This is a genomic window from Lentzea sp. NBRC 102530 (assembly GCF_030269365.1).
Taxonomy (GTDB): domain Bacteria; phylum Actinomycetota; class Actinomycetes; order Mycobacteriales; family Pseudonocardiaceae; genus Lentzea.
Genome location: NZ_BSTF01000001.1, coordinates 145,172 through 167,916, shown reverse-complemented (window position 1 = coordinate 167,916; position 22,745 = coordinate 145,172). Strand labels below are relative to the sequence as shown.

Here is a 22,745-nt window from a genome sequence, read left to right as displayed (position 1 = left end):
GGGGAAGATACTCCCCATGACCACCGCCGACAACGGTTTCGCCGACCTGGGGCTGCGCTCCGACATCCTCAACGCACTCACCACGCTGGGCTACGAGGAGCCGACGCCGATCCAGAGCGAAGCGATCCCGCCCCTGCTCGCGGGCAACGACCTGCTGGGCCAGGCGGCCACCGGCACCGGCAAGACGGCGGCGTTCGCGCTGCCGCTGCTCGAACGCATCGCCGACCGCATCGGCAAGGGCGAGAAGCCGCTCGCCCTCGTGCTCGCCCCGACCCGTGAACTCGCCGTCCAGGTGTCCGAGGCGGTGCACCGCTACGGCCGCCACATGGGCACCCGCGTCCTGCCGATCTACGGCGGCCAGCCGATCGGCCGTCAGCTGCGCGAGCTGTCCCGCGGCGTCGACGTGGTGGTCGCGACCCCGGGCCGCGCCATCGACCACCTCCAGCGCGGCACGTTGCAGCTCGGCGACCTGCAGGTCGTCGTGCTCGACGAGGCCGACGAGATGCTCGACATGGGCTTCGCGGAGGACATCGACGCGATCCTCACCGAGACGCCGGCCGAACGGCAGACCGTGCTGTTCTCGGCGACGATGCCGCCGCGCATCGACCGCATGGCCAAGAGCCACCTGCGCAACCCCACGCTCATCCAGATCGAGCGCGAGAAGACCGAGCCGGGCGAGGCGCCGCGCGTGCGGCAGACCGCGTACCTGGTGCGCCGCGAGCACAAGCCCGCCGCCCTCGGCCGCGTGCTGGACGTCGAGTCGCCCACGGCCGCCGTCGTCTTCTGCCGCACCCGCGACGAGGTCGACCAGCTCACCGAGACCCTGAACGGCCGCGGCTACCGCGCCGAGTCGCTGCACGGCGGCATCAGCCAGGAGCAGCGCGACCGCGTCATGTCGCGCCTGCGTTCCGGCACGGCCGACCTGCTCGTCGCCACCGACGTCGCCGCCCGCGGCCTCGACATCGAGCAGCTCACGCACGTCGTGAACTACAACGTGCCGTCCGCGCCCGAGGCCTACACGCACCGCATCGGCCGCGTCGGCCGCGCGGGCCGCGAGGGCGTCGCGATCACCCTGGTCGAGCCGCGCGAGAACTCGATGCTCAAGACGATCGAGCGCGTCACCAAGACCAAGATCCCGGTCGAGAAGGTCCCGACGGTCGCCGACCTGCGCGCCCGCCAGCTGGAGCTGACCCGCTCGTCACTGCACGAGTCGCTGCTCGAGGACGACCTGTCGCGCTTCCGCGTCGTCGTCGAGACGCTCGCCGACGAGTTCGACGTCATGGAGATCGCCCTCGCCGCCGTCAAGCTCGCCCACGAGGCGTCCGGTGCCGCGGCCGACGAGGAGGAGATCCCGGAGGTCCGCCCGCGCGAGGACCGCCCGCGCCGCGACGGTGCCCCGTCCGGCCCGCGTCGCGAGCGCCGCGGGCCGTCCGAGGGCATGACGCGCCTGTTCCTGGGCGCCGGCCGCTCGTCGGGCATCCGCCCGCAGGACATCGTCGGCGCCATCACCGGCGAGACGCAGCTCAAGGGCCGCGACATCGGCGCGATCGAGATCGCCGACCGGTTCTCGCTGGTCGAGGTGCCCGGCCCGGCCGCGAACGACGTGATCGACCAGCTGCGCGACGCCACGATCAAGGGCAAGCGCGTGACGATCCGCCGGGAGCGCCAGCCCCGCTAGTCCACGAACGCGACGAGGCCCCCTCTCACCTCAGGAGGGGGTCTTTCGCGCTTCGACGAGGAAACGTTCCGACGTCGACACGAACTCGCCGTGCTCCTCGATGTGCTCGTGCATCTCGCGCAGCCGGTCGCGGTACGCCTCCACCGTGAACCCCGGCACGGTCCACAGCACCTTGCGCAGGAAGTGCACGACCGCGCCCACGTCGAAGAACGCCACCCGCAGCGACACCGGCTCCAGTCGCAGCACCTCCAGCCCGGTCGCCTCCGCCTCCGCGCGCGCCACCGCCGTCGACCGCACGGGGTTCACCGGCTGCGGGCCCATCATGAAGTCGGTGAGCTCCCGGTTCGTGCCGGCCCCGATCTGCTGCGAGAAGTAGGTCCCGCCCGGCTTCAGCACCCGCGCGATCTCCGCCCACGGCGTCACCACGGGATGGCGTGAGATCACCAGGTCGAAGGTCGCGTCGCGGAACGGCAACGGCCCGTCGTCCGGTGCCCGCACCACGAACGGCAGGTTCCGCGCCGCCACGAGAGCGTTGGGAGGCCACGACTCCGTGGCGGCCATCAGCGGCGGCAGCACGGGTGCCGAGGCCGTCACCTCTCCCCCGCCGGTCTGCAGGTCCAGCGCTGATGAGACCGCTCCCAGGCGTTCGGCGATCCGGTTCGCGTAGCCCCACGGCGGGCGTTCCTCGGTGGCGCGTCCCTCGAACCACGAGAAGTCCCAGCCGTCCAGCGGCACGGACTCGCCCTCAGCCACCAGCGCCTCGAAAGTCCCCACGAGCACGAATGCCACCACAAAGACGGAGAACGAGCCACTGAGAATGGCGGCACCTGCCCTGGGCGCTGAGACGCCGCGTCCCTGGTTCGTCTCGCGCTCGGCAGGGCAGGTGCCGCAGGGGTTTACAACGACCGAACGGCCGTGCGGTTACGCCCTAAGACGCAACACAAGCACGACCGTTCGGCCTACAACGAGGTTGTCACCCGCTAGAGGGAACTAACGCAACCGATAGGCCCTCTTCACGGTCTGGTCGACCTTGTTGCCGTCGGAGTCCGTGGCGACCACGCGCAACGACACGAAGCCGCCCGCCTGACCACCCGCGGGTATCAGTGACTTCACCGGGGTCCACGTGACGCCGTCGTCGAACGAGGCGTACGCCTGCAACGAGCGCACGGACGCCTTGCCCGCGCCGGACTGGCGGGCCGCGCTGAACTTCACCGGCATCGGCACCCCGGCCTTCCAGCTGTTGCGCAGGTCGACCGGCACCGCGTAGTCGACCTCCAGCAACGGCAGGCGGCCGTCGGCGGAACCGGCGAAGTCCCACTCGGTGCGAATCGCGGTCGACAGCGCGAGCCGGTCGCGTTCGCCCTCCAGCACCAGCTGGTACCGGCCGTCACGTGCCGGTGCGGGCAGCGTGCCCTGCCGGCCGTCGGCGTAGCCCCGGGTGACGCCGTTGTGCTTGAGCTCCAGCCACGCCCAGCCGCCGCGGTGCCAGTTCTCCACCCAGCCGGAACCGCCGAACGGCGAGATCTTCGTGGTGATCTGGTCGCCGGACCGCGTGACGCCGCCGCCGTCCGCCCACGTCACCTGCCACGCGCCACCGAGCCGTGGCGACGTCACCGCGCGCAGGTTCGACTTCTCGTACTTGCGTCCCGGCTGGAACCGCACCGGGGCGAGGTCGGCCCACGACGTGGCGCTCTGGTCGTCGCCCGCACCGAACATGCGTCCGTCGAACCCCTCCTGGTACCAGCTCACCCCGTTTCCGGCGGTGAAGTACTCCGTGCGTTGCGTTGGGGCGAAGAGGTCCTCGTCGAGCACCATGCTCAGGTCGAGCACGCCGTCGACCACCGGGTAGTTGCGCTGGCCGACCAGGCCGTCCGCGCCGGACGTGTGGTAGCGGGCCTTGACCTCGCCGAGGTCCACGTGCCGGATCTTCCGGACGCCGGACGGCAGCTTCCCCTCGTCCTGCAGCAGCAACGTGTAGGAGACCGGCGACCCCGCGATCGCCCGCAGCGTGAGCTGCGCGGGCACGGTGGTCACGTGGTGTTCCGGGACCGCGATCACGGGGATCGCGGTCTGCGGTTCGAGGGCGAACGGCACCGGTCCCGTCCACAGCACGGCGACCGCTCCGGCGTCCTTCATCTCCTGCGCCACCAGGTAGGGATCTTCACCGGCCTGGCGGACGAACGCGAGCTTGCCGCGCACGTCACCGCCGCGTTCGGCCACGTCGAGCCGGTGGTCGCCGGGCTTCAGGAACCCGCTGCCGTCGTAGTAGCGCACCGGGAACCCGTCGACGACGGAGATCAGCGGCTGGCCGCCCTTGAGGCCGTCGACGTAGGTCAGCTCGGGCAGCGGACCACCGAACATCAGGGTGTACACGGGAACCCGGCCGTCCAGGATGCTCGTGACGCCGCTGATCTTGCCCGGCGTGAACGGCACCCGCAGGTCCGTGTCGCGGTACCAGACGACGGAGTCGCGTTCCGGCAACTCCACGCTGGACCGCTTGCCCTGCCTGGCATCGAGGTCGACCGACACCGACTGCGTGAGCGAGACGCGGCCCGCCAGATCGGTCACGGACACCGGCGCGAACCAGTCGTGGTTCGGGGTGCGCTCGTCGATGCGGCCGAGCACGGCGTAGTCGGCGACCGGCAGCTTCACCGACCCGACGCCGCCGGCGATGGACAGCACCGAGGCTTCCTTCGTCGTCATGTTCACGACGACGACGAACTCGTCCGGCACGGGCTTGCCGTCGCGGCCGGTCATCGAGACCTTCAGCTCGTGCCGTTCCTCCTGCACGTACGCGCCGACGGACGTGGTGAGCGAAACACCGTCGCCACTCGCTTGGACGTGCCCGAAGAACGTGCCGAGCCCCTTGCGCGGGTCCAGCACGACGTCGACCGCCACGCTGCCCGCCGCGGGCACCGTCACCGACGCGGGCACGGTGAAGTTCGCTCCCAGGTCGTGCTGCAGAGCGAGCGGGATCGGCTGCGCACCCGAGTTCGTGTAGGTGATCGTCTTCGTGATCGTGGTGGTGTGCGGCCACTCCACCAGCCCGAACGACAGGCTGCCGACGTCCGCGCGGACGTTCTGGGTGGCCGCGCGCCCGACGTCGAGCAGACCCGTGCCGACGTTCACCGGGCTGTCCGCGACCGGCTTGACCGTCGCCATGAGCTGCGCCTTCAGCTCGGCGGCCCGCCACTGCGGATGGCGCTGCGCCAGCACCGCCGCGGCGCCGGCCACGTGCGGCGAGGCCATCGACGTGCCGGACAGTCGCGCGTGGAACTCGTCGACCGCGTGCTCCGGGTAGGTTCCCTTGGCCCGTGCGGCCACGATGTCCGTGCCGGGAGCGGCGATGTCCGGCTTGACCGCGAAGTCGTTCCACCGCGGCCCGCGTGACGACAGCTCGTTGACCGCACCGGCCTTGGTGAGGTTCGCGACGGCCAGCGCCGCGTCCGCCGACGCGGGCGACGACACCTTGCGGAACGTCCCGTAGTTGCCCGCCGCCACCACGAACAACGTGCCGGTCTCGGCCGTGAGTTCGTTGAGCTTCACCGACAACGGGTCGGTGCCGTCGGACTGGTCACCGCCCAGCGACAGGTTGACGACCTTGGCCTTGACCTCGCGCGCCGCCCACTCCATGCCGGCGATCACCGCGCTGTCGAGGCACCAGTCGGCCTCGCAGACCCGCCCCACGGCGAGGTTCGCGCCCTTCGCGACCCCGACGTGCCGGCTGCCGCGGCCCGCGATCGTGGCCGCGACGTGCGTGCCGTGCCCGACGTCGTCCTGGATGCCGGCGGGCGTGAAGTCCTTGGCCACGCTGACCACGCCTTGCAGCTCGGGGTGTTGCTGGTCGTAGCCGGTGTCGAGCACCGCGACCGTGACGCCGCCGCCGTCGAACCCCGCCTGCCACGCCGCCGGCCCGCCGACCATCGGCACGCTCTCGGTCAGCGAGATCCTCGACTTGCCGTCGAGCCACAACTTCCCGGCCCGCGACGCGTGCGCGCGGCCGCTCCACTGCCGGGCGGCCTCCTGCTTCTTGACGGACCCGTTGGCGAGCAACGGGATCCGGTCGATCTTGTCGTCGGTGTAGCCGTACGAGTGCAACGCCGTGACGTCGAAGAAGCGCTGGTCGACGCGATCCTGCCCCACCGCGTCGACCGCGTCCGCCGGCACCACGAACTGGTGACCGTCGCGCACGTACCGGGCGAACGACATGCCCGGCCGGCCCTCGACCCGGACGAGCTCCCCTCGTTCGCCGACCACGACCTTGTCGCCGCTGATCAACGTGATGGTCGAGGTCTGCTGAGCTCTCGGCGGTTCCGCCTGCGCGGCCGTCACCGGACCGACCAGTCCGGCGGCGACCGCGGCGATCACCAAACATCGTGCAAGGCGCACGTGTCCTCCCCTGGGATGTGAACCTCTCCACCCAGGGAGACTGCGAACAGCGCGTGAAGGTTGCCTCACGCTCCGCGATAGGTGCCGAAGCTCCAGCGATTGCCCTCGGGATCGGCGACCGTGAACCCGCGCGACCCGTAGTCCTCGTCCCGCAGCCCGCGGATCTCCCGTGCGCCGTTCGCCAAGGCCTTGGCGTGGAGTTCGTCCGGTCGATCGGTGACGACGTAGACCGAGGCCTGCCCGGCCTTCGTCGCCTCGACCTCGCCGACCGACCGCACGGCGGACCCGAGCATGACCCCGCCGCCCTCCGGCCAGACCAGCTCGCAGTGCACGACCTCGCCGTCGGCCTCGCCCGGAACCACGAGGTGTTCCTCGAAACCGAACGCCTCGACCAGGAAGCGGATCGCCCCGGGAGCGTCCTGATAGGACAGTGTGGGCCAGCAGGTGGGTGGTGGTGTGCTCATGGTCACCACTGTGAGGCCTGGCCGCGCTCGCTGCCTTGTACGAATGGAAGCTCGGCGGCGATCCACTCCGTCGGGGTCGCGCCGCAGAGGGCGCGCCAGTCCCGGTTGAAGTGGGCCTGGTCCGTGTAGCCGCAGGCCGCCGCCACCTCGGTCAGGGTGGGGCGGCGTTCGCCGCGCAGCATCCGGTTGGCGTTCTCGAAGCGCATCACCCTCGCCATGACCTTGGGGGTCAGGCCGTACTCGGCGGCGAACCGCGCGCTCAGGTGCTGCCTGCTCCAGCCGACTTCGGCGGCGATCTCGGCCACCGCGGCGCCCGCGGCCAGGCGTTGCCACGCCCAGGCCACCTCGACCTGCTGCTTCACCGGCCGGACCAGGGCGCCGAACAGCTCGTCGAGCAGCGCGAACCGGTCGAGCCACGTGGGCGCGTCCTGCACCCGTTCCCGCAGGCAGACGGGCGCGTCGAGGGCGTCGAGCCCCACGGTGGTCGCGCTCAACTCCCCGGCAGGCATCCCGAACAACGCGCGCAGGCCCAGCGGCGTGAGGTCGCACTGCACGCCGTGCTGGAACCCGTCGTGCGTGATGAGGACGGCCTCGTCGTGCAGCCCGCCGCACAGCGTGGCGAACCGGCCCTCCGGCAGGTCGACCGTGCCGTCCAGCGTGATGACCAGCGTCAGGGAGCGGGAGGGCAGGCCGCGATGCACGCCGGGGGCCGTGTGCATCCGGTACCCGGAGTAGCGCGTGACGAACGGTCTCAGCCGCGGGTGCGGCAGGCCGATGACGTGCTCGACGTCCACGCTCCCGATGCTAGTGGCGCGTCTCGGAGCGTTGGCGAGGTGATCCACGCCCAGCAGGGCGCCTCGCGGCACCGCCCCCACGCCCCCGTACCACCAGTACGAGGACGTGGGGGCGGCACCACGACGCACCCGTCTGACCGCGAATTCCCCCGGCAACGTTCCGGGCCACACCACTAGAACAACTCCCCCAGCACCAGCAGGCCTGCGCCCACCGGCACCAGGTCGGCACCGAGTTCCGTCACGCTCACCTCCACGTCCGGCATCGCCCGCAGGTAGAGGTCGGGCGACGCGAGCACCTTCCGTCCACTCAGGACGATCTGGTCGAGGTCGAGCAGTTGCACCAGGTTCGTCACGGCGGCCGCGATCACCCGCGCCGCGTCGACGCCCGTGGCGGCCGCGTGCACCGCCTCGATGCAGCCTCGCCGCCCGCAGACGCACAGCGGGCCGTCGAGTTGAATGGTCGTGTGGCCGAACTCGCCGGCGCCTGACCGTGCGCCTCGGTGCACCTCTCCTCCGAGGAACAGGCCCACGCCCAGACCGGTGCCCACGAACACGAGGGCCGCGTCCTGCAACGGGCGTCGCCACGCCTCGGCGAGCACCGCGCAGTTGGTGTCCTTGTCGACCACGACGGGCAGGCCCAGGCGTTCCGCCGCCAGCGCGCGCAGGGGGACGGCGGACCAGCCCGGCAGGCCGTTCGGGGACACGACGCCGTCGCGGAAGTCGAGCGGACCGGCTATGCCGATGCCGAGTCCCAGCACCTTGTCGTCCGGGGCGATCAGCGGCTCCAGGGTGGACAGCACGTCGTCCGGGGTGAACATCGGCGGCAGTGGCGCGACGGTCGACGACACGACCTCGCCGGTCAGGTCGAGCTGGACCAGTCGAAGTTCGTCGCGGTCCACGTAGGCGCCATAGGCGTGCGCGCCGTCGGCGGCGAGTTGCAGGGAGCGGCGGGGCTTGCCCCTGGTGCCGGCGCGGACGGGGCCGGTCTCCTCCAGCAGGCCCGCCGAGATGAGCCTCGCCACGATCTTCGAGACCGCCTGCGGGGTCAGGCCTGCCTGCTCGGCGATGGAAGCCCTGCTCAGGACACCTGCACGGACCAGGCGGAGCACGGTCCGGTCGTTGTGCGAACGCAGCGAGGTGAGGTCCACGGTCGCAATTATTAAACAGCGTTGCTTTAATCGGAAGCATGACTAGGGTCGGACTTCTGGGCTACGGCATCGCGGGGCGGGTCTTCCACGCCCCGCTCATCACCTCGACCGAGGGCATGGACCTCGTCGCGATCGTCACGGCGAACCCGGAGCGGCAGGCGCAGGCCCGGGCGGCGCACCCGGACGCGAAGATCGTCACCGCCGACGAGCTGTTCGACCTGGACCTCGACCTGGTCGTCGTGGCCACGCCCAACCGGACGCACGTCGAGTACGCGAAGCGGGCGATCGCCAAGGGTGTCGCGGTGGTGGTGGACAAGCCGTTCGCGCCTTCGTCGGCCGAGGCCGCGGAGCTCATCACGACCGCCCGGGCAGCGAACGTGCCGCTCACCGTGTTCCAGAACCGGCGGTGGGACAGCGACTTCCTGACCCTTCGCAAGGTCACCGCGCAACTGGGTGAGGTCCGGCGGTTCGAGTCGCGGTTCGAGCGGTGGGTGCCGGAGATCTGGGACAACTGGCGCGAGTTCGGTGATCCCGCGGAGGCGGGCGGGTTGCTGTACGACCTCGGCGCGCACCTCGTCGACCAGGCGGTGCAGTTGTTCGGCCCGGTCAGGACGGTGTACGCGGAACTCGACAGGCGGCGGCCCAACGCACAGGTCGACGACGACGTGTTCGTCGCGTTGACGCACGAGAACGGCGTGCGCTCACACCTGTGGGCCAGTGCGCACGCGGCGAACCACGGGCCGCGGTTCCGGGTGCTCGGCAGCGAGGGGGCGTTCGAGATCGACGGGCTCGACGAGCAGGAGGACGCGCTCGCCGCCGGGCGCAGGCCGGGGCGGGACTGGGGGCGGGAGGACCGCACCGGACGGCTCGGGGTACTCGACGAGACGGTCGAGGTCGCCGTGGAACCCGGTGCGTACCAGCAGTTCTACGCCGAGATCCAGGCCGGGCGGGTTCCCGTCGACCCCGCCGGCGCCGTCGCCGCGTTGAAGGTCATCGAGGCCGCATTCCTGTCCGCACGCGAGAACGAGGTGGTAGAGCTGTGAACTCCGAAGAACTCCTCACCCAGGAGCGCCGGCTCCAGTTCGACCGGTTCGGCAACGACGTCGCGATCGAACTCGGGCTGCACCTGCTCGACGCCGCTCGCGCGCAGGGGTTGCCCGTCGCGATCTCGGTGCAGCGCAACGGACATCGGCTCTTCCACGCCGCACTGCCCGGCACCGCGCCGAACAACGACAGGTGGCTCGAGCGCAAGGCCCGTGTCGTCGAGCTGTTCGGCCACAGCTCGTTCTACGTCGGCGAGACGTTCCGGGAGAAGGGGACGACGTTCGAGGCGGAGTCGCGGCTCGACCCGGATCTGTACGCCGCGCACGGCGGTGTGTTTCCCGTCATCCTTCGTGGAACGGGACCCGTCGGCACCGTCGGGGTCTCCGGACTCCCCCAGGCGGAGGACCACGCGTTCGTCGTCGCCGAGCTGGAATCGTTCCTGAACTCGCGCGACGCGTAATAACTCGAATAGTCGTTGGTACAAATAGGACCCACCACTTCGAGTGGATTTCAGCCCACTCGAAGTGGTGTTCTCATAACATCAGCACCAGCCGCCACAATGCGCACGAAAGAGTGATCTTACTGGGCCAAACGAGTGCCCGATTCCATCCTCGCAAGAATAACGATCAGTCACCCACCTGCCGATACAACCGCCGTTGCATGAGGCAGTGGTTGTACGCTCCGTAGCACCTTCAGGCGTAAACCACCCACCCGAATGTCGCCTTTTTGGCCCCTTCACAGTTCTCAACAGCGCGAACTAACGTCCGTTCCGGCTTATCGGATTGGTCCATTAGCGCATTGAGATAGGTGGGTACCGGTTGTGACTGTGACGGATTCTGACCTCAATGAGGGCCGTCAGCAGCTGAGTTTGGGCACGGCCGCCGCACGAAATCTGGCCACTACCACCAAGTCCGTCCCGCAGATGCAGGGAATCACTTCCCGCTGGCTGCTCAAGGTGCTGCCCTGGGTGCAGGCCGCTGGTGGTGCTTACCGCGTCAACCGCCGTCTCACCTACACGCTGGGCGATGGCCGCGTCTCGTTCACCAACATCGGCGCGGAGATCCGCGTCGTGCCGCGGGAGCTCACCGAACTGGCCCTGCTCAAGGGGTTCGAGGACGACGAGGTGCTCGCCGCGCTGGCCGGCCGGTTCACCCAGCGGGAGTTCGGCATCGGCGACGTCATCGTCGAGAAGGGCCGCCCGAAGGACACCGTCGTGCTGATCGCGCACGGCAAGGTCGACAAGGTCGGCACCGGTGAGTACGGCGGCGAGACCGTGCTGGGCAACCTCGCGGACGGCCAGTACTTCGGCGAGACCGTCCTCGCGGGACCGCAGGGCGAGTGGGAGTACACGGCCAAGGCCGTCACCCCGGTCACCGTGCTGACGCTGTCGTGGGACGACTTCCAGGCGCTCAACGGGGAAGCGGGCGGCCTGAGGGCGCACATCCAGCAGACGTTCAACAGCCGCAACAAGCCGCAGGACGAGCACGGCGAGGCCGAGATCGGCATGGCGTCCGGTCACGACGGCGAGCCCGTGCTGCCCGGCACGTTCGTCGACTACGAGCTCTCGCCGCGCGAGTACGAGCTGAGCGTCGCGCAGACGGTGCTGCAGGTCCACAGCCGCGTCGCGGACCTCTACAACAACCCGATGGACCAGGTCGAGCAGCAGTTGCGGCTCACGATCGAGGCCCTGCGCGAACGCCAGGAGCACGAGATCGTCAACAACAGGTCGTTCGGCCTGCTGCACAACGCGGACCTCAAGCAGCGCATCCACACCCGGTCCGGCCCGCCCACGCCGGACGACTTCGACGAGCTGCTGTCGATCGTGTGGAAGGACCCCGGGTACTTCCTCGCGCACCCGCGCACGATCGCCGCGTTCGGCCGTGAGCTCAACAAGCGCGGCCTGTACCCGCAGCACATCGACTTCAACGGCCAGCAGGTGCCGGCGTGGCGCGGCATCCCCGTGCTGCCGTGCAACAAGATCCCGGTCTCCGACACCCGCACGTCGTCGGTGATGCTGATCCGCACCGGCGAGCAGAACCAGGGCGTCATCGGCCTGCACCAGACCGGCATCCCGGACGAGTACCAGCCGGGCCTCTCGGTGCGGTTCATGGGCATCAACGACCAGGCGATCATCAACTACCTGGTCAGCGCCTACTACTCGGCCGCCATCATGGTGCCGGACGCGATCGGTGTGCTGGAGCACGTCGAGCTGGGTCGCGAGGGCTGAGTTGGCCTCCTTCACCATGCCGGAGTTCTACGTGCCGCACCCGGCGCGGATGAACCCGAGCCTCGAACGGGCCCGCGCCCACTCCACGCGGTGGGCGCGGGACATGGGGATGCTCGACACCGGGGTGTGGACCGAGGAGGTCCTCGCGGGCGACGACTACGGGTTCATGTGCGCGTGGACCCACCCGGACGCGCCCGCGGAGGTCCTCGACCTCATCACGGACTGGTACGTCTGGGTCTTCTACTTCGACGACGAGTTCTTCGCGGAGTTCAAGCAGAGCAAGGACGTGCCGGGCGCGAAGGCGTACCTCGACCGGCTGCCGGCGTTCATGCCGCTGAACGGCACGGACCCGTGGCCGGAGCCGCAGAACCCGACCGAACGCGGTCTCGTCGACCTGTGGCAGCGGACGATTCCGCTGATGTCGCAGGACTGGCGGCGCCGGTTCACCACGAGCACCCACAACCTGCTGCTCGAGTGCATGTGGGAGATCCGCAACATCGAGAGCGGCACGGTCGCCAACCCGATCGAGTACATCGAGATGCGCCGCAAGGTCGGCGGCGCGCCGTGGTCGGCGAACCTGGTGGAGGTCTCCGAAGCAGCAGAGGTGCCCGCGTCCGTCGCGGGCACCCGCCCGCTGCGGGTCCTGTCCGACACGTTCTCCGACGCGATCCACCTGCGCAACGACATCTTCTCGTACGAACGGGAGGTCGAGCGCGAGGGCGAGAACTCCAACGGGGTGCTCGTGTTCGAGAAGTTCTTCGGCCACGACACGCAGACCGCGGTCGAGGCCGTGAACGCGCTGCTGACCTCGCGGCTGCACCAGTTCGAGAACACCGTGTTCACCGAACTGCCGTTGCTGTTCGCGGAGAACGCGCTGCTGCCGCACGAACAGGCCCAGGTCCTGAAGTACGTCAAGGGCCTGCAGGACTGGCAGTCCGGCGGCCACGAGTGGCACCTGCACGCGGGCCGCTACAGCAAGTTCGACGATTCTGGGTGGGACGGCGGGGCCGGCAACTCCGCGTTCTTCCGCACGATCCTGCGCGGGCCGACCGGCCTGGGCACGTCCGGCGCGTGGCTGGGGGTCGCACGTGGTTGAGCTCCCGGCGTTCGACATGCCGTTCTCCGCCCGGCTCTCGCCGCACGTCGACAAGGTGCGCCAGCACAGCAAGCGGTGGGCGCGGGACATGGGCATGCTCGACGGCACGCTCTGGACCGAGGCGTACTACGACCGGTCCGACTTCGGCTCGTTCACGCCCCTGGCCCACCCGACGCTCGGCCTGGACGCGCTCGTCCAGATCAGCGACATGCACGTGTGGGCCTGGTACGTGGCGGACATCTTCTACGACGGCTACTTCCGCACCCGCGACCTGGCGGGCGCCAAGGCGTTCGTCGCGCGGATGCGGTCCATCATGGACAGTCCGGCGCAGGCGACGTGGACCGTGGCCGAGCGGGCGCTGGCCGACCTGCTCACCCGCGCGCCGCTCGACGCGAGGGACCGGGCGTCGCTCGACGAGTACTTCGACGCGATGCTGTGGGAGGTGCACGCCAACGCGCAGGGCCGGGTGCCCGACCCGGTCGACTTCGTGGAGATGCGGCGCAGGACCATCGCCGCCGACATGTCCGCGCGGCTCGCCGCCGGGCCGTTGATCGACCAGCTGCCGCCGGAGCTGATGGCGAACTCCACGATGCAGGCGATGGTCGACGCGTTCGCCGACATCACCAGTCTCAAAGCCGACGTCGTGGGTTACGAGCGGTTCGGCCCGGACACCGGGTTGATCACCAACGCGGTGCACGTCGTGCGGACGTTCTTCGACTGCGAACTCCAGCAGGCGGTGACCATGGTCGCGGACCTGGTGAACGCCCGCATGAAGCAGTTCGCGACGTCGGCGGCGGACGACCTGCCGTACCTCGCCGACCAGTACCGGCTCGACTCGGCGCAACGCACCGCGTTGAAGGCGTACGTCGAGGCGTTGAAGGCATGGCTCGCGGGCGAGCTCATGTGGACGCAACGCACGGGCCGTTACGAGCCCTACCCGACGCCTTCTGTGGCGTCCTTCCACCGGCCGACGGGTCTCGGTACCGCAGCCGTGCTCGTTCGCTAGTTCCACAACCGCACCAGCAGATTGGCAGGACTTCTCGTGACTGTTACCGATCCGGGCCTTGGGGTCGAGGACAAGCAGCTGAGCCTCTCCAGGGCAGCCGCGCGCAACCTCGCCACGACCACCAAGTCCGCACCGCAGATGCAGGGGATCTCACCCCGGTGGCTGCTGCGCATGCTGCCCTGGGTCGAGGCGAAGGGTGGTGCCTACCGGGTCAACCGCCGGCTCACCTTCGCGATCGGCGACGGCCGGGTCACGTTCACCGCCGTGGGTTCCGAGGTGCGGATCGTGCCGCAGGAGCTGGCGGAGTTCGTGCTGCTGCGCGGGTTCGAGGACGAGGCGGCGCTCACGGCCGTCGCGAACCGCTTCGAGCAACGCGAGTACGAGCCGGGCGAGGTGATCGCGCAGCGCGGCCAGTCGGTCGACGAGATCATCGTGATCGCGCACGGCAAGGTCACCAAGACCGGGCGCGGCGAGTACGGCGACGACGTGGCGCTCGGCACGATCGCGGACGGCGAGTACATCGGCGACGAGCCGGTGCTCTCCGGTGCCGACAAGGACTGGAGCTTCACCGCCCGCGCCCTGACGCCGACGACCGCGGTGGTGCTGTCGCGGGCGGCGTTCGCCCAGCTCAACGGGCAGATCGAACCGTTGCGCGAGCACATCGCGCGGCAGCTCGCAAACCCGACGAACGCCTCCAACAAGCACGGTGAGGCCGAGATCGACATCTCGTCCGGCCACGACGGCGAACCCGCGCTGCCCGGCACGTTCGTCGACTACGAGCTGCGCCCGCGCGAGTACGAACTGAGCGTGGCGCAGACGATCCTGCGCGTCCACACGCGTGTCGCGGACCTCTACAGCCAGCCGATGGACCAGGTCGAGCACCAGTTGCGGCTGACCATCGAGGCGTTGCGCGAGCGCCAGGAGTTCGAGCTCGTCAACAACAAGGAGTTCGGTCTCCTCGCGAACGCCGACCTGAAGCAGCGGGTCAGCACCGGCTCCGGCCCGGTGACGCCGGACGACATGGACGAGCTGATCTCGCGGCGCCGCAACACCAAGCTGATCCTGGCCCACCCCAAGGCGATCGCCGCGTTCGGCCGTCAGCTCAACAACCGCGGCCTGTACGTGCCGACGGTCGAGGTCGAGGGCAAGGCGTTGCAGTCGTGGCGCGGCATCCCGATCGCGCCGTGCGACAAGATCCCGGTCAACAAGAACGGCACCACGTCGATCATCGCGATGCGGCTCGGCGAGGAGAAGCAGGGCGTCGTCGGCCTGCGCCAGACCGGCATCCCGGACGAGTACGAGCCCGGCCTGAACGTGCGGTTCATGGGCATCGACGAGCACGCGATGCTCAAGTACCTGGTGTCGACGTACTACTCGGCCGCGGTGCTGGTGCCGGACGCCCTGGGCGTGCTGGAGAACGTGGAGATCGGTCTCTAGCGATGACAGCCGAGATGACCGAACCGTTGACCGCCGGGCGTCCGTCCGGCGAGGTCCTCGCGTGGAGCCGGAGCCTCGTGCTGCCCGCTCTGCGCAAGGCCGTCGACCAGCTGCCGCCGTCGTTGCGGACCGTCGCGGAGTACCACCACGGGTGGCGCGACGAGTACGGCAACCCGGTGCTGGAGAACGGCGGCAAGGCGATCCGTCCCGCGTTGGTGCTGCTGGCGGCCGAGGCCGTCGGCGGCACCCCCGCCTCCGCCGTGCCGGCGGCGGTCGCGGTGGAGCTGATCCACAACTTCTCGTTGCTGCACGACGACGTGATGGACCGCGACACCACGCGGCGGCACCGGCCCACGGCGTGGACGGTGTTCGGCGTGAACGCGGCGATCCTGGCCGGGGACGCGTTGCAGGCGCTGGCCGTGGACGTCCTGGCGGGATCGGGCCACCCGCGTTCGCTGGAGGCGATCCGGACGTTGGGTGACGCCGTGGTGGCGTTGCTCGACGGGCAGGCGTACGACCTGGACTTCGAGACGCGCAACGACGTGTCCGTGCCCGAGGTCGAGCGGATGGCGCGCGGCAAGACCGGCGCGTTGCTCGGTGCTTCGACGGCTCTGGGCGCGCTGTACGGCGACGGGTCCGACGAGCAGGTCGAGGCGATGCGCGGCTTCGGCGCCGAGCTCGGGCTCGCGTTCCAGCACGTGGACGACCTGCTCGGCATCTGGGGCGACCCGGCGGTGACCGGCAAGGCCGTGCACTCGGACCTGGTGAACCGCAAGAAGTCCCTGCCGGTCGTGCGGGCGTTGAACGCCGGTGTGCCCGCGTCCGAGGAACTCGGCGTGCTGTACCTCGGGTCGCAGGAGATGAACGCGGAAACGCTTGCGCGGGCGGCTCGGCTGGTCGATCTGGCCGGTGGGCGCGCGTGGAGCCAGACGCAGGCCGACGAACTCCACACGCGGGCGCTGGTGCACCTCGGCGAGGCCTCGCCGACCGCGCGGGCGGCCGTGGAGCTCGGCACGCTCGCCCAGCTCGTGACACACCGGGACCACTGAACCCGTTTCGGGACCTGCTTCGGGAAGGCGCTAGATGACAGACCATCCGCCGCGTTCGGTGTTGCTGGCGTCACCCCGGTCGTTCTGCGCCGGGGTGGAGCGGGCCATCGAGATCGTGGAACGACTGCTCGACCAACGCGGCGGTCCCGTCTACGTGCGCAAGCAGATCGTGCACAACGTCCACGTCGTGCGTTCGCTGGAGGATCGTGGCGCCGTGTTCGTGGAGGAGCTGTCCGAGGTGCCTTTCGGTGCCACGGCGGTCTTCTCCGCGCACGGCGTGTCTCCTGCCGTGCGCGCGGAGGCCCGTCTGCGGGACCTGGACGTGCTGGACGCCACCTGCCCGTTGGTGACGAAGGTGCACTCCGAGGCCCGCCGGTTCGCTGAGCGCGGCGACACGATCGTGCTGATCGGGCACGCCGGGCACGAGGAGGTCGAGGGCACGCTCGGCGAGGCACCGGACCAGATGGTGCTGGTGGAAACCGTGGAGGACGTCGAGGCCCTGGAGATCACCGGGCCGGTCTCGTACCTGACGCAGACGACGCTGGCCGTGGACGAGACGCTGGAGGTCATCGCGGCGCTGGAGCGGAAGTTCCCGCAGCTGCGCGGGCCCGGGTCCGACGACATCTGCTACGCCACCACGAACCGGCAGATCGCGATCCGCGAGGTCGCGGCGCAGTCCGACCTGGTGCTGGTGGTGGGTTCGAAGAACTCGTCCAACTCGGTGCGGATGGTGGAGCTGGCCGCCCGCGGTGGCACCCCGGCGTACCTGATCGACGACGCCTCGGAGATCGATCCCGCGTGGCTCGACGGCGTGTCGTCCGTCGGTCTGTCGGCCGGTGCGTCGGCGCCTCCCGAGCTGGTGGACGAGGTCGTGGCGGCGTTGGAGGCGTTGGGGTCCGTGACGGTCTCCACGCACACGACGGCGACCGAGACGATCGCGTTCACCCTGCCGTTGGCGGTGCGCCGTGCTGGCTGACATCACCTCGCCCGCGGACGTGCGCGCACTGTCGTCCTCGGAGCTCGAGTCCCTGGCCGCGGAGATCCGGTCGTTCCTGATCTCCAAGGTGCACCGGACCGGTGGCCACCTCGGGCCGAACCTCGGTGCCGTCGAGCTGACGATCGCGGTGCACCGCGTCTTCGCCTCGCCGGTCGACGTGGTGCTGTTCGACACCGGCCACCAGGCGTACGTGCACAAGATGCTGACGGGCCGGTGCGCGGAGTTCGACTCGTTGCGGCAGGCAGGTGGCCTGTCGGGCTACCCGTCCGCGGCCGAGTCGGCGCACGACGTGATCGAGAACTCGCACGCCTCGACCGCACTGTCCTATGCGGACGGTCTGGCCAAGGCGTTCGAACTGGGTTCGGCCGAACGGCGGGTGGTCGCGATCGTCGGCGACGGCGCCCTGACCGGCGGGATGTGCTGGGAGGCGCTGAACAACATCGGCGGCTCCGCACGTCCGGTGGTGGTGCTGTTGAACGACAACGGCCGTTCCTATGACCCGACCGCCGGTGGTTTCGCGGCGTCTCTGCTGGCGGGCTCGGCGCGGGCGTTGTTCGAGTCGCTGGGCCTGGCCTACATCGGCGAGGTCGACGGTCACGACGTGCACGCCGTCGAGAACGCCTTGTGGGAGGCCAAGTCCCTGGGCCGTCCGGTGGTGGTGCACTGCAAGACGGTGAAGGGCAAGGGGTACTCGGCCGCCGAGTCGGACGAGGCCGACCGCATGCACGCGGTGGGCGCGTCCGGTGCTTCGGGTGGCCGCACCTGGACGGACGCGTTCTCCGACGAGATCGTGGCGATCGGCACCGCCCGTCCGGACGTGGTGTGCGTGACCGCCGCGATGCTCGAGCCGGTGGGGCTGCGCCCGTTCGCCGAGCACTTCCCCACGCGCGTGTTCGACGTGGGCATCGCCGAGCAGCACGCCGTGACGTCCGCCGCGGGCATGGCGATGGGTGGTCTGCACCCGGTGGTGGCCGTGTACGCGACGTTCCTGTCCCGGGCGTTCGACCAGCTCCTGATGGACGTGGCGCTGCACCGCCTGCCGGTCACGTTCGTGCTGGACCGCGCGGGCGTGACGGGCCCGGACGGCGCGTCCCACCACGGCATGTGGGACGCCTCGATCCTCCCGGTGGTGCCCGGTCTGCGCCTGGCCGCGCCACGTGACCCGGCGTCGCTGGCGGCGTTGCTGCGCGAAGCCGTGGACGTCTCCGACGGGCCCACGGTCGTCCGCTACCCCAAGGCCGCGGTGGGCCCGGACATCCCTGCCCTGCGTCGTGTGAGCCACTTCGACGTGCTGAAGGAGTCTGCGGACGCCGATGTCCTGCTGATCGCGGTCGGCCCGTTGGCCGCTCCCTGCCTGGCGGCCGCCGAGGAACTGGCGTCGCACGACGTCCGCGTGACCGTGGTGGACCCGCGCTGGACCGCTCCCCTGGATCCGCACCTGGTCAAGTACAGCGGCCAGCACCGCCTGGTGCTGGCCGTGGAGGACGCCACGTCGACCGGTGCTCTCGGGGCCCGTCTCGGTCAGGCGCTGGCCGGGACGTCCACGTGCGTGGCGACTTTCGCGCTGCCGCCCCGTTTCCTGCCGCACGACTCGCGGGCCCGCATCCTCCGAGCCCACGGCCTCGACTCGGCCGGCATCACGACGAGCGTGCTGAAGCGCCTCGGCGTGAAGTGACCACCCATCCGACGGCGAACGACAGGGCGATGGCCCCCGCCCCCACCAACGGGGCCTTGACCTCGGCAGGTGCCGGCAGCGCACGGAGTCCGGTGGCCAGCAACAACAAGATCGGCCCCTGTACGACGAACGCGACGTAGGCGGACCGCGCCAGTCCTTGCGCCCAAGGCCCCTGGCGCGTCAACCGCCGCTGCGCCAACCCGATGAGCCACAGACTCCCGGCCACCACCAGGATCCCCTCGACCACCGCGAGGGCCGCCGCCTGCCACCGCCAGCCTCCGAGGAACGGCTCAGCGCTCGCGGCCAGGTCCAGCACGCCCATGAGCGCTGCGGCGACCGGCAGCACCGCGATCGTGCCCACCACCACGGTGCGCGTCATGCGGTAGATCTCGTCCGGCACCCGCTCAGCGAGCTTGCGCCCGCCGATGGCCCCCAGCAACAACATCCCCAGGCATTGCGGCCACCACCACAGGTGCAGGTCCCCGACCTGCCCGCTGCGCGCCGGGAACACCAGGCGCGTCAGGAACGTCGTCCCCGCCACCGCCATCGTCATGCCCACCACGGTCTTCGGCGTGATGACCCGTTCCCTGATCGGCGGCGCCAGCGCGATGCCGATGCTGAAGAGGAGCAGCACGCCCACGAACCACAACGACCCGCTGTCGAGGAAGGGATCGCGGTTCGTGAACGCCTGCCACCACGACACATCGCGCCCGGCACCGTTGTAGGCGATCCACACGAACGTCGGCCACACCACCAGCGCGCTGACCACCCACGGCGTCCCCAGCCGGACGAGCCGATCGGCGACGAACCGCTGCCGCCCTTTGCGTTCGATCGAGCCGGGCGTGAAGATCCCGGCCATGAAGTAGAAGGTCCCCATGAAGAACAACCCGGACGGCCCGATCACCGCCGCGAGCACCGTCTCGGCACCGGGGTGGAACGTGACCTCGTTGACCTCGTCGTAGGGCCAGCCACCGATCGCGGCGTAGCCGAGCAGCGCGTGGCCGCCGATGACCCACGCCACCAGGATCACCTTCAAGTTGTCCACTGCGGACAATCTCATGGTTTTCATGGTCCGCTTCTCGTGCCGAACACGCCAGCGCCCAAGCGGGCCGACCTCGTCAGCCGGGGAACGGCCGGTCGAGCCGGGATCGACGATCTGCGTGGCTCAGCATCTCCTCCTCGGCCGGGAAGTTCGTGGGCCAGAAGGCGGCGGAGATCGTCGTGCGGGAAGACCGCGCCGATCCGCCGGACCGAGCTAGGGCCGGTCGCCCGTGTAGACGCCCATCGCGCGGAAGCGCAGGCCCGGCTCCTTGTACTCCTCCATCGCGTGCGCGATCCAGCCCACGATGCGCGCGATCGCGAAGATGGCCTCGCCGGCGTCGGGCGGCATCTTGAACATGAGCGCGAACTGCGCCAGCGCCAGGTCGACGTTCGGGAAGCCCTGCGTCTGGGTGGCGATCACCTTGTCCGCCACCAGGTCCCCGTGGCGCCGCAACTCGGCCAGCAGGTAGTCGGCGCGCGGATCGCGCTGCTGGTACACGCGGTGCCCGAACCCCGGGATCGGCAGACCGGACCGCAGGTGCTCGGCCACCGTCCCCATCGGGTCGGACTCGGCCTGCATCAGGAACCGGTGCGCGATCGTCGTCGCGGTGCCGTGCTTCTGCCCCTCCATGGCCCCCATGCCGGCGGACACCACGGCGTAGGGGTGGGCGTGGGCCGAGGCGGCGACCCGGGCGGCCATGGTCGAGATCGCCAGGTCGTGGTCGGCGAGGAGGATCAGCGTCGCGTTCAGCAGGTCGGTCTGCGCGGGTTCCGGGGAGAGGCGGGCCCAGAGGCGCTCCGCGATGTCGGTGCCGGCGGGCCGCCCGACGAGCGGCAGGGACTCTACCACGTCGGCGATCAACGACTTGGCGCTGGTGACGGCCCGGTCCAGGTCGTACCGGAGCGGATCGCCGACGCTCGCCAGCGCGATGGCCACCCTGACCCGGTCGGTGAGTGTGGCACTGTCGGGGAGGGCCATCCAGATCTCCTGGCCCTCGGGGAACTGGATGTTCACGGAGTCGATGCCGGTCCACAGCCAGTGGGCGACGTCCTCGAACCGCTTCGTGGCGGCCATCTCGGGCACCGGCCGGCCGCGGTAGTACAGGCGGTCGTTCTCCAGCAACGAGATCCTGGTGCGGATGCGATCGGTCACAGCGGCCACTGCTCCGCGGGCACCAGTGCGTTGCGCCAGAGCTTCTACCTCGGCCACGTCGAACATGCTGGAACGGTTGACCTTTTCGCTGGTCAGGAGTCCACGGCTGACGTACGCGTAGACCGTCGCCGGCTTCACGCCGAGGCGACGGGCAGCTTGATTCGTCGTCAACATTGATTCCATCAACGTTGACTGTACAGGACATGTTGACGGAGCCTGTCGTACATGTTGATTGATGCCCCCAAAGGGCTTAAAGACGTCGTCGTCACGACCACCCGGATCGGGGACGTGAACGGGGCCGCGGGCTACTACCACTACCGCGAGCACGACGCGATCGAACTGGCCAGGACGCGGTCGTTCGAGGAGGTGTGGTTCCTCTTCACCGAAGGCAGACTGCCGACCGCCGAGGAGGCCGCGCGGTTCACCGAACACACCGCTCAACTGCGAGAGCTACCCGCGTCGATCCGCGAGGTGCTACCCGCCGTCGCGAGGTCGGGGTGCACGGCGCTGGCCGGGTTGCGGACCGCGTTGTCGATGCTGCCGAGCCGGCCGATGTGGGACGCGCCCATGGACGAACGCAAGGCGGACGCGCTCAAGGTCAGCGCGATGACGCCGACGATCCTCGCCGCGCTGCACCGAATCAACTGTGGACTTGATCCCGTCAACCCCAGGGTTGATTTGTCAATGTCGGCGAACTGGTTGTACATGTTGACTGGACTGGAGCCGTCAACATGGACGAGCCGTGCAGTAGAGCAGTACTTGATCGCCACGATCGACCACGGGTTCAACGCGTCAACGTTCACCGCACGCGTGGTGGCGAGCGCAGGGGCCGACGTCGTGTCGGCGGTGACGGCGGCGATCGGGACGTTCTCCGGGCCGCTGCACGGGGGCGCGCCGGATCGGGCGTTGGAGGCGCTCGACCTCATCGGGTCGCCGAACCACATCGACGCGTGGGTGCGCGAGCGCATCGAGCAGGGCGACCGGATCATGGGTTTCGGCCACGCCGTCTACAAGACGGAGGACCCGCGGGCGCGCCTGCTCAAGGAGATCGCGCTGGAACAGCCGACCGCGCTCACCGAGTTCGCGGTCACCGTCGAGCGGAGGGTCACGGAGCTGCTGGCCGAGCTCAAGCCCGGCCGGCAGCTGTACGCGAACGTGGAGTTCTACGCCGGCGTGGTGATGGAGCGGTGCGGCATTCCGCGCGAGATGTTCACGCCGACGTTCGCGTGCAGCCGGGTGGTCGGATGGTGCGCCAACGCCCTCGAGCAGTCCGAGGACAAGAAGATCATCCGGCCGGTCGCCCGCTACACGGGACCAGCTCCCCGGATCGGGTCGACGCAGCTCAGGTGAGGTACCTCAGGTCGTTGCGCACGCGGACGCGGTCACGGTCGTTGACGTCGGAGGAGCCCGCCAGGCCGGCGTTGCGGTCGCGGTGCCGGTCGAGCCAGACGGAGAGTGCTGCCACTGCCAGGACGATCGCTGCAAGAGTCATGTCAGTAAGTTTGCGGCCAGCAATATCCAGCCAACAGTGGCAGATCTGACGCTGC

18 protein-coding genes and 1 pseudogene are annotated in these 22,745 nt (G+C 69.8%); 11 read left to right on the top strand and 8 right to left on the bottom strand.

Annotation, left to right across the window (positions count from 1 at the left end; all coding sequences use genetic code 11):
• Positions 1-16 precede the first annotated feature (16 nt).
• Positions 17-1,678 carry a DEAD/DEAH box helicase gene (locus QSK25_RS00830; RefSeq protein ID WP_285630929.1) on the top strand — a complete coding sequence of 554 codons (1,662 nt, stop codon included), beginning with the start codon at positions 17-19 and terminating at the stop codon, positions 1,676-1,678.
• A 30-nt stretch (positions 1,679-1,708) separates the two neighbouring features.
• On the opposite strand, the gene QSK25_RS00825 is transcribed toward QSK25_RS00830, so the two are convergent.
• The 5 genes from QSK25_RS00825 to QSK25_RS00805 form a co-directional block, all read right to left on the bottom strand.
• Positions 1,709-2,452: a class I SAM-dependent methyltransferase gene (locus tag QSK25_RS00825; protein ID WP_285632928.1), complete on the bottom strand. Its 744-nt coding sequence runs from the start codon at positions 2,450-2,452 to the stop codon at positions 1,709-1,711.
• 216 nt (positions 2,453-2,668) lie between these two features.
• Positions 2,669-6,067: a S8 family serine peptidase gene (locus QSK25_RS00820; RefSeq protein WP_285630925.1), complete on the bottom strand. Its 3,399-nt coding sequence runs from the start codon at positions 6,065-6,067 to the stop codon at positions 2,669-2,671.
• Positions 6,068-6,132: 65 nt separating this feature from the next.
• Positions 6,133-6,531, bottom strand: coding sequence for a VOC family protein (locus tag QSK25_RS00815; protein WP_285630922.1), 399 nt, complete (start codon positions 6,529-6,531; stop codon positions 6,133-6,135).
• 2 nt (positions 6,532-6,533) lie between these two features.
• Entirely contained in the window at positions 6,534-7,325 is a 792-nt protein-coding gene (locus QSK25_RS00810; protein ID WP_285630919.1) for an AraC family transcriptional regulator, read from the bottom strand.
• Between the two features lie 173 nt (positions 7,326-7,498).
• Positions 7,499-8,473: an ROK family transcriptional regulator gene (locus QSK25_RS00805; RefSeq protein ID WP_285630916.1), complete on the bottom strand. Its 975-nt coding sequence runs from the start codon at positions 8,471-8,473 to the stop codon at positions 7,499-7,501.
• A 38-nt stretch (positions 8,474-8,511) separates the two neighbouring features.
• Here QSK25_RS00805 and QSK25_RS00800 point away from each other — a divergent pair, with 38 nt between their 5' ends.
• The 9 genes and pseudogenes from QSK25_RS00800 (at position 8,512) to QSK25_RS00760 (ending at position 19,004) form a co-directional block, all read left to right on the top strand.
• Positions 8,512-9,516: a Gfo/Idh/MocA family protein gene (locus QSK25_RS00800; protein WP_285630913.1), complete on the top strand. Its 1,005-nt coding sequence runs from the start codon at positions 8,512-8,514 to the stop codon at positions 9,514-9,516.
• Positions 9,513-9,977 carry a heme-degrading domain-containing protein gene (locus QSK25_RS00795; RefSeq protein ID WP_285630911.1) on the top strand — a complete coding sequence of 155 codons (465 nt, stop codon included), beginning with the start codon at positions 9,513-9,515 and terminating at the stop codon, positions 9,975-9,977. Before QSK25_RS00800 ends, QSK25_RS00795 begins: the two co-directional genes overlap by 4 nt.
• Positions 9,978-10,337: 360 nt before the next feature.
• On the top strand, positions 10,338-11,744 hold the full coding sequence (locus QSK25_RS00790) for a family 2B encapsulin nanocompartment shell protein (RefSeq protein ID WP_285630908.1): 1,407 nt from the start codon (positions 10,338-10,340) through the stop codon (positions 11,742-11,744).
• A gap of 1 nt (position 11,745) precedes the next feature.
• Positions 11,746-12,717, top strand: a pseudogene (locus QSK25_RS00785) (terpene synthase family protein); the annotation flags it as partial.
• Positions 12,718-12,832: 115 nt separating this feature from the next.
• On the top strand, positions 12,833-13,846 hold the full coding sequence (locus QSK25_RS00780) for a terpene synthase family protein (RefSeq protein WP_285630901.1): 1,014 nt from the start codon (positions 12,833-12,835) through the stop codon (positions 13,844-13,846).
• A 36-nt stretch (positions 13,847-13,882) separates the two neighbouring features.
• Positions 13,883-15,283, top strand: a complete 1,401-nt coding sequence (locus QSK25_RS00775) for a family 2B encapsulin nanocompartment shell protein (RefSeq protein WP_285630898.1) — start codon at positions 13,883-13,885, stop codon at positions 15,281-15,283.
• Between the two features lie 2 nt (positions 15,284-15,285).
• Positions 15,286-16,332, top strand: coding sequence for a family 2 encapsulin nanocompartment cargo protein polyprenyl transferase (locus QSK25_RS00770; protein ID WP_502881790.1), 1,047 nt, complete (start codon positions 15,286-15,288; stop codon positions 16,330-16,332).
• A gap of 34 nt (positions 16,333-16,366) precedes the next feature.
• Positions 16,367-17,308, top strand: a complete 942-nt coding sequence (locus tag QSK25_RS00765; protein ID WP_285630895.1) for a 4-hydroxy-3-methylbut-2-enyl diphosphate reductase — start codon at positions 16,367-16,369, stop codon at positions 17,306-17,308.
• Positions 17,298-19,004: a 1-deoxy-D-xylulose-5-phosphate synthase gene (locus tag QSK25_RS00760; protein WP_285630892.1), complete on the top strand. Its 1,707-nt coding sequence runs from the start codon at positions 17,298-17,300 to the stop codon at positions 19,002-19,004. The genes QSK25_RS00765 and QSK25_RS00760 overlap by 11 nt, the downstream gene beginning before the upstream one ends.
• Here QSK25_RS00760 and QSK25_RS00755 read toward each other — a convergent pair.
• A complete protein-coding gene (locus tag QSK25_RS00755; protein WP_285630889.1) occupies positions 18,967-20,064 on the bottom strand; it encodes an acyltransferase family protein in 1,098 nt (365 codons plus the stop codon). The genes QSK25_RS00760 and QSK25_RS00755 overlap by 38 nt on opposite strands.
• A gap of 195 nt (positions 20,065-20,259) precedes the next feature.
• Complete coding sequence (locus QSK25_RS00750) at positions 20,260-21,381, bottom strand: citrate synthase (protein WP_285630886.1); 1,122 nt, start codon at positions 21,379-21,381, stop codon at positions 20,260-20,262.
• A gap of 42 nt (positions 21,382-21,423) precedes the next feature.
• On the opposite strand from QSK25_RS00750, the gene QSK25_RS00745 reads away from it, so the two are divergent.
• Positions 21,424-22,548, top strand: a complete 1,125-nt coding sequence (locus tag QSK25_RS00745) for a citrate/2-methylcitrate synthase (protein ID WP_285630883.1) — start codon at positions 21,424-21,426, stop codon at positions 22,546-22,548.
• Here the strand turns inward: QSK25_RS00745 and QSK25_RS00740 are convergent.
• Positions 22,541-22,690: a hypothetical protein gene (locus QSK25_RS00740; RefSeq protein ID WP_285630881.1), complete on the bottom strand. Its 150-nt coding sequence runs from the start codon at positions 22,688-22,690 to the stop codon at positions 22,541-22,543. The genes QSK25_RS00745 and QSK25_RS00740 overlap by 8 nt on opposite strands.
• Positions 22,691-22,745 lie beyond the last annotated feature (55 nt).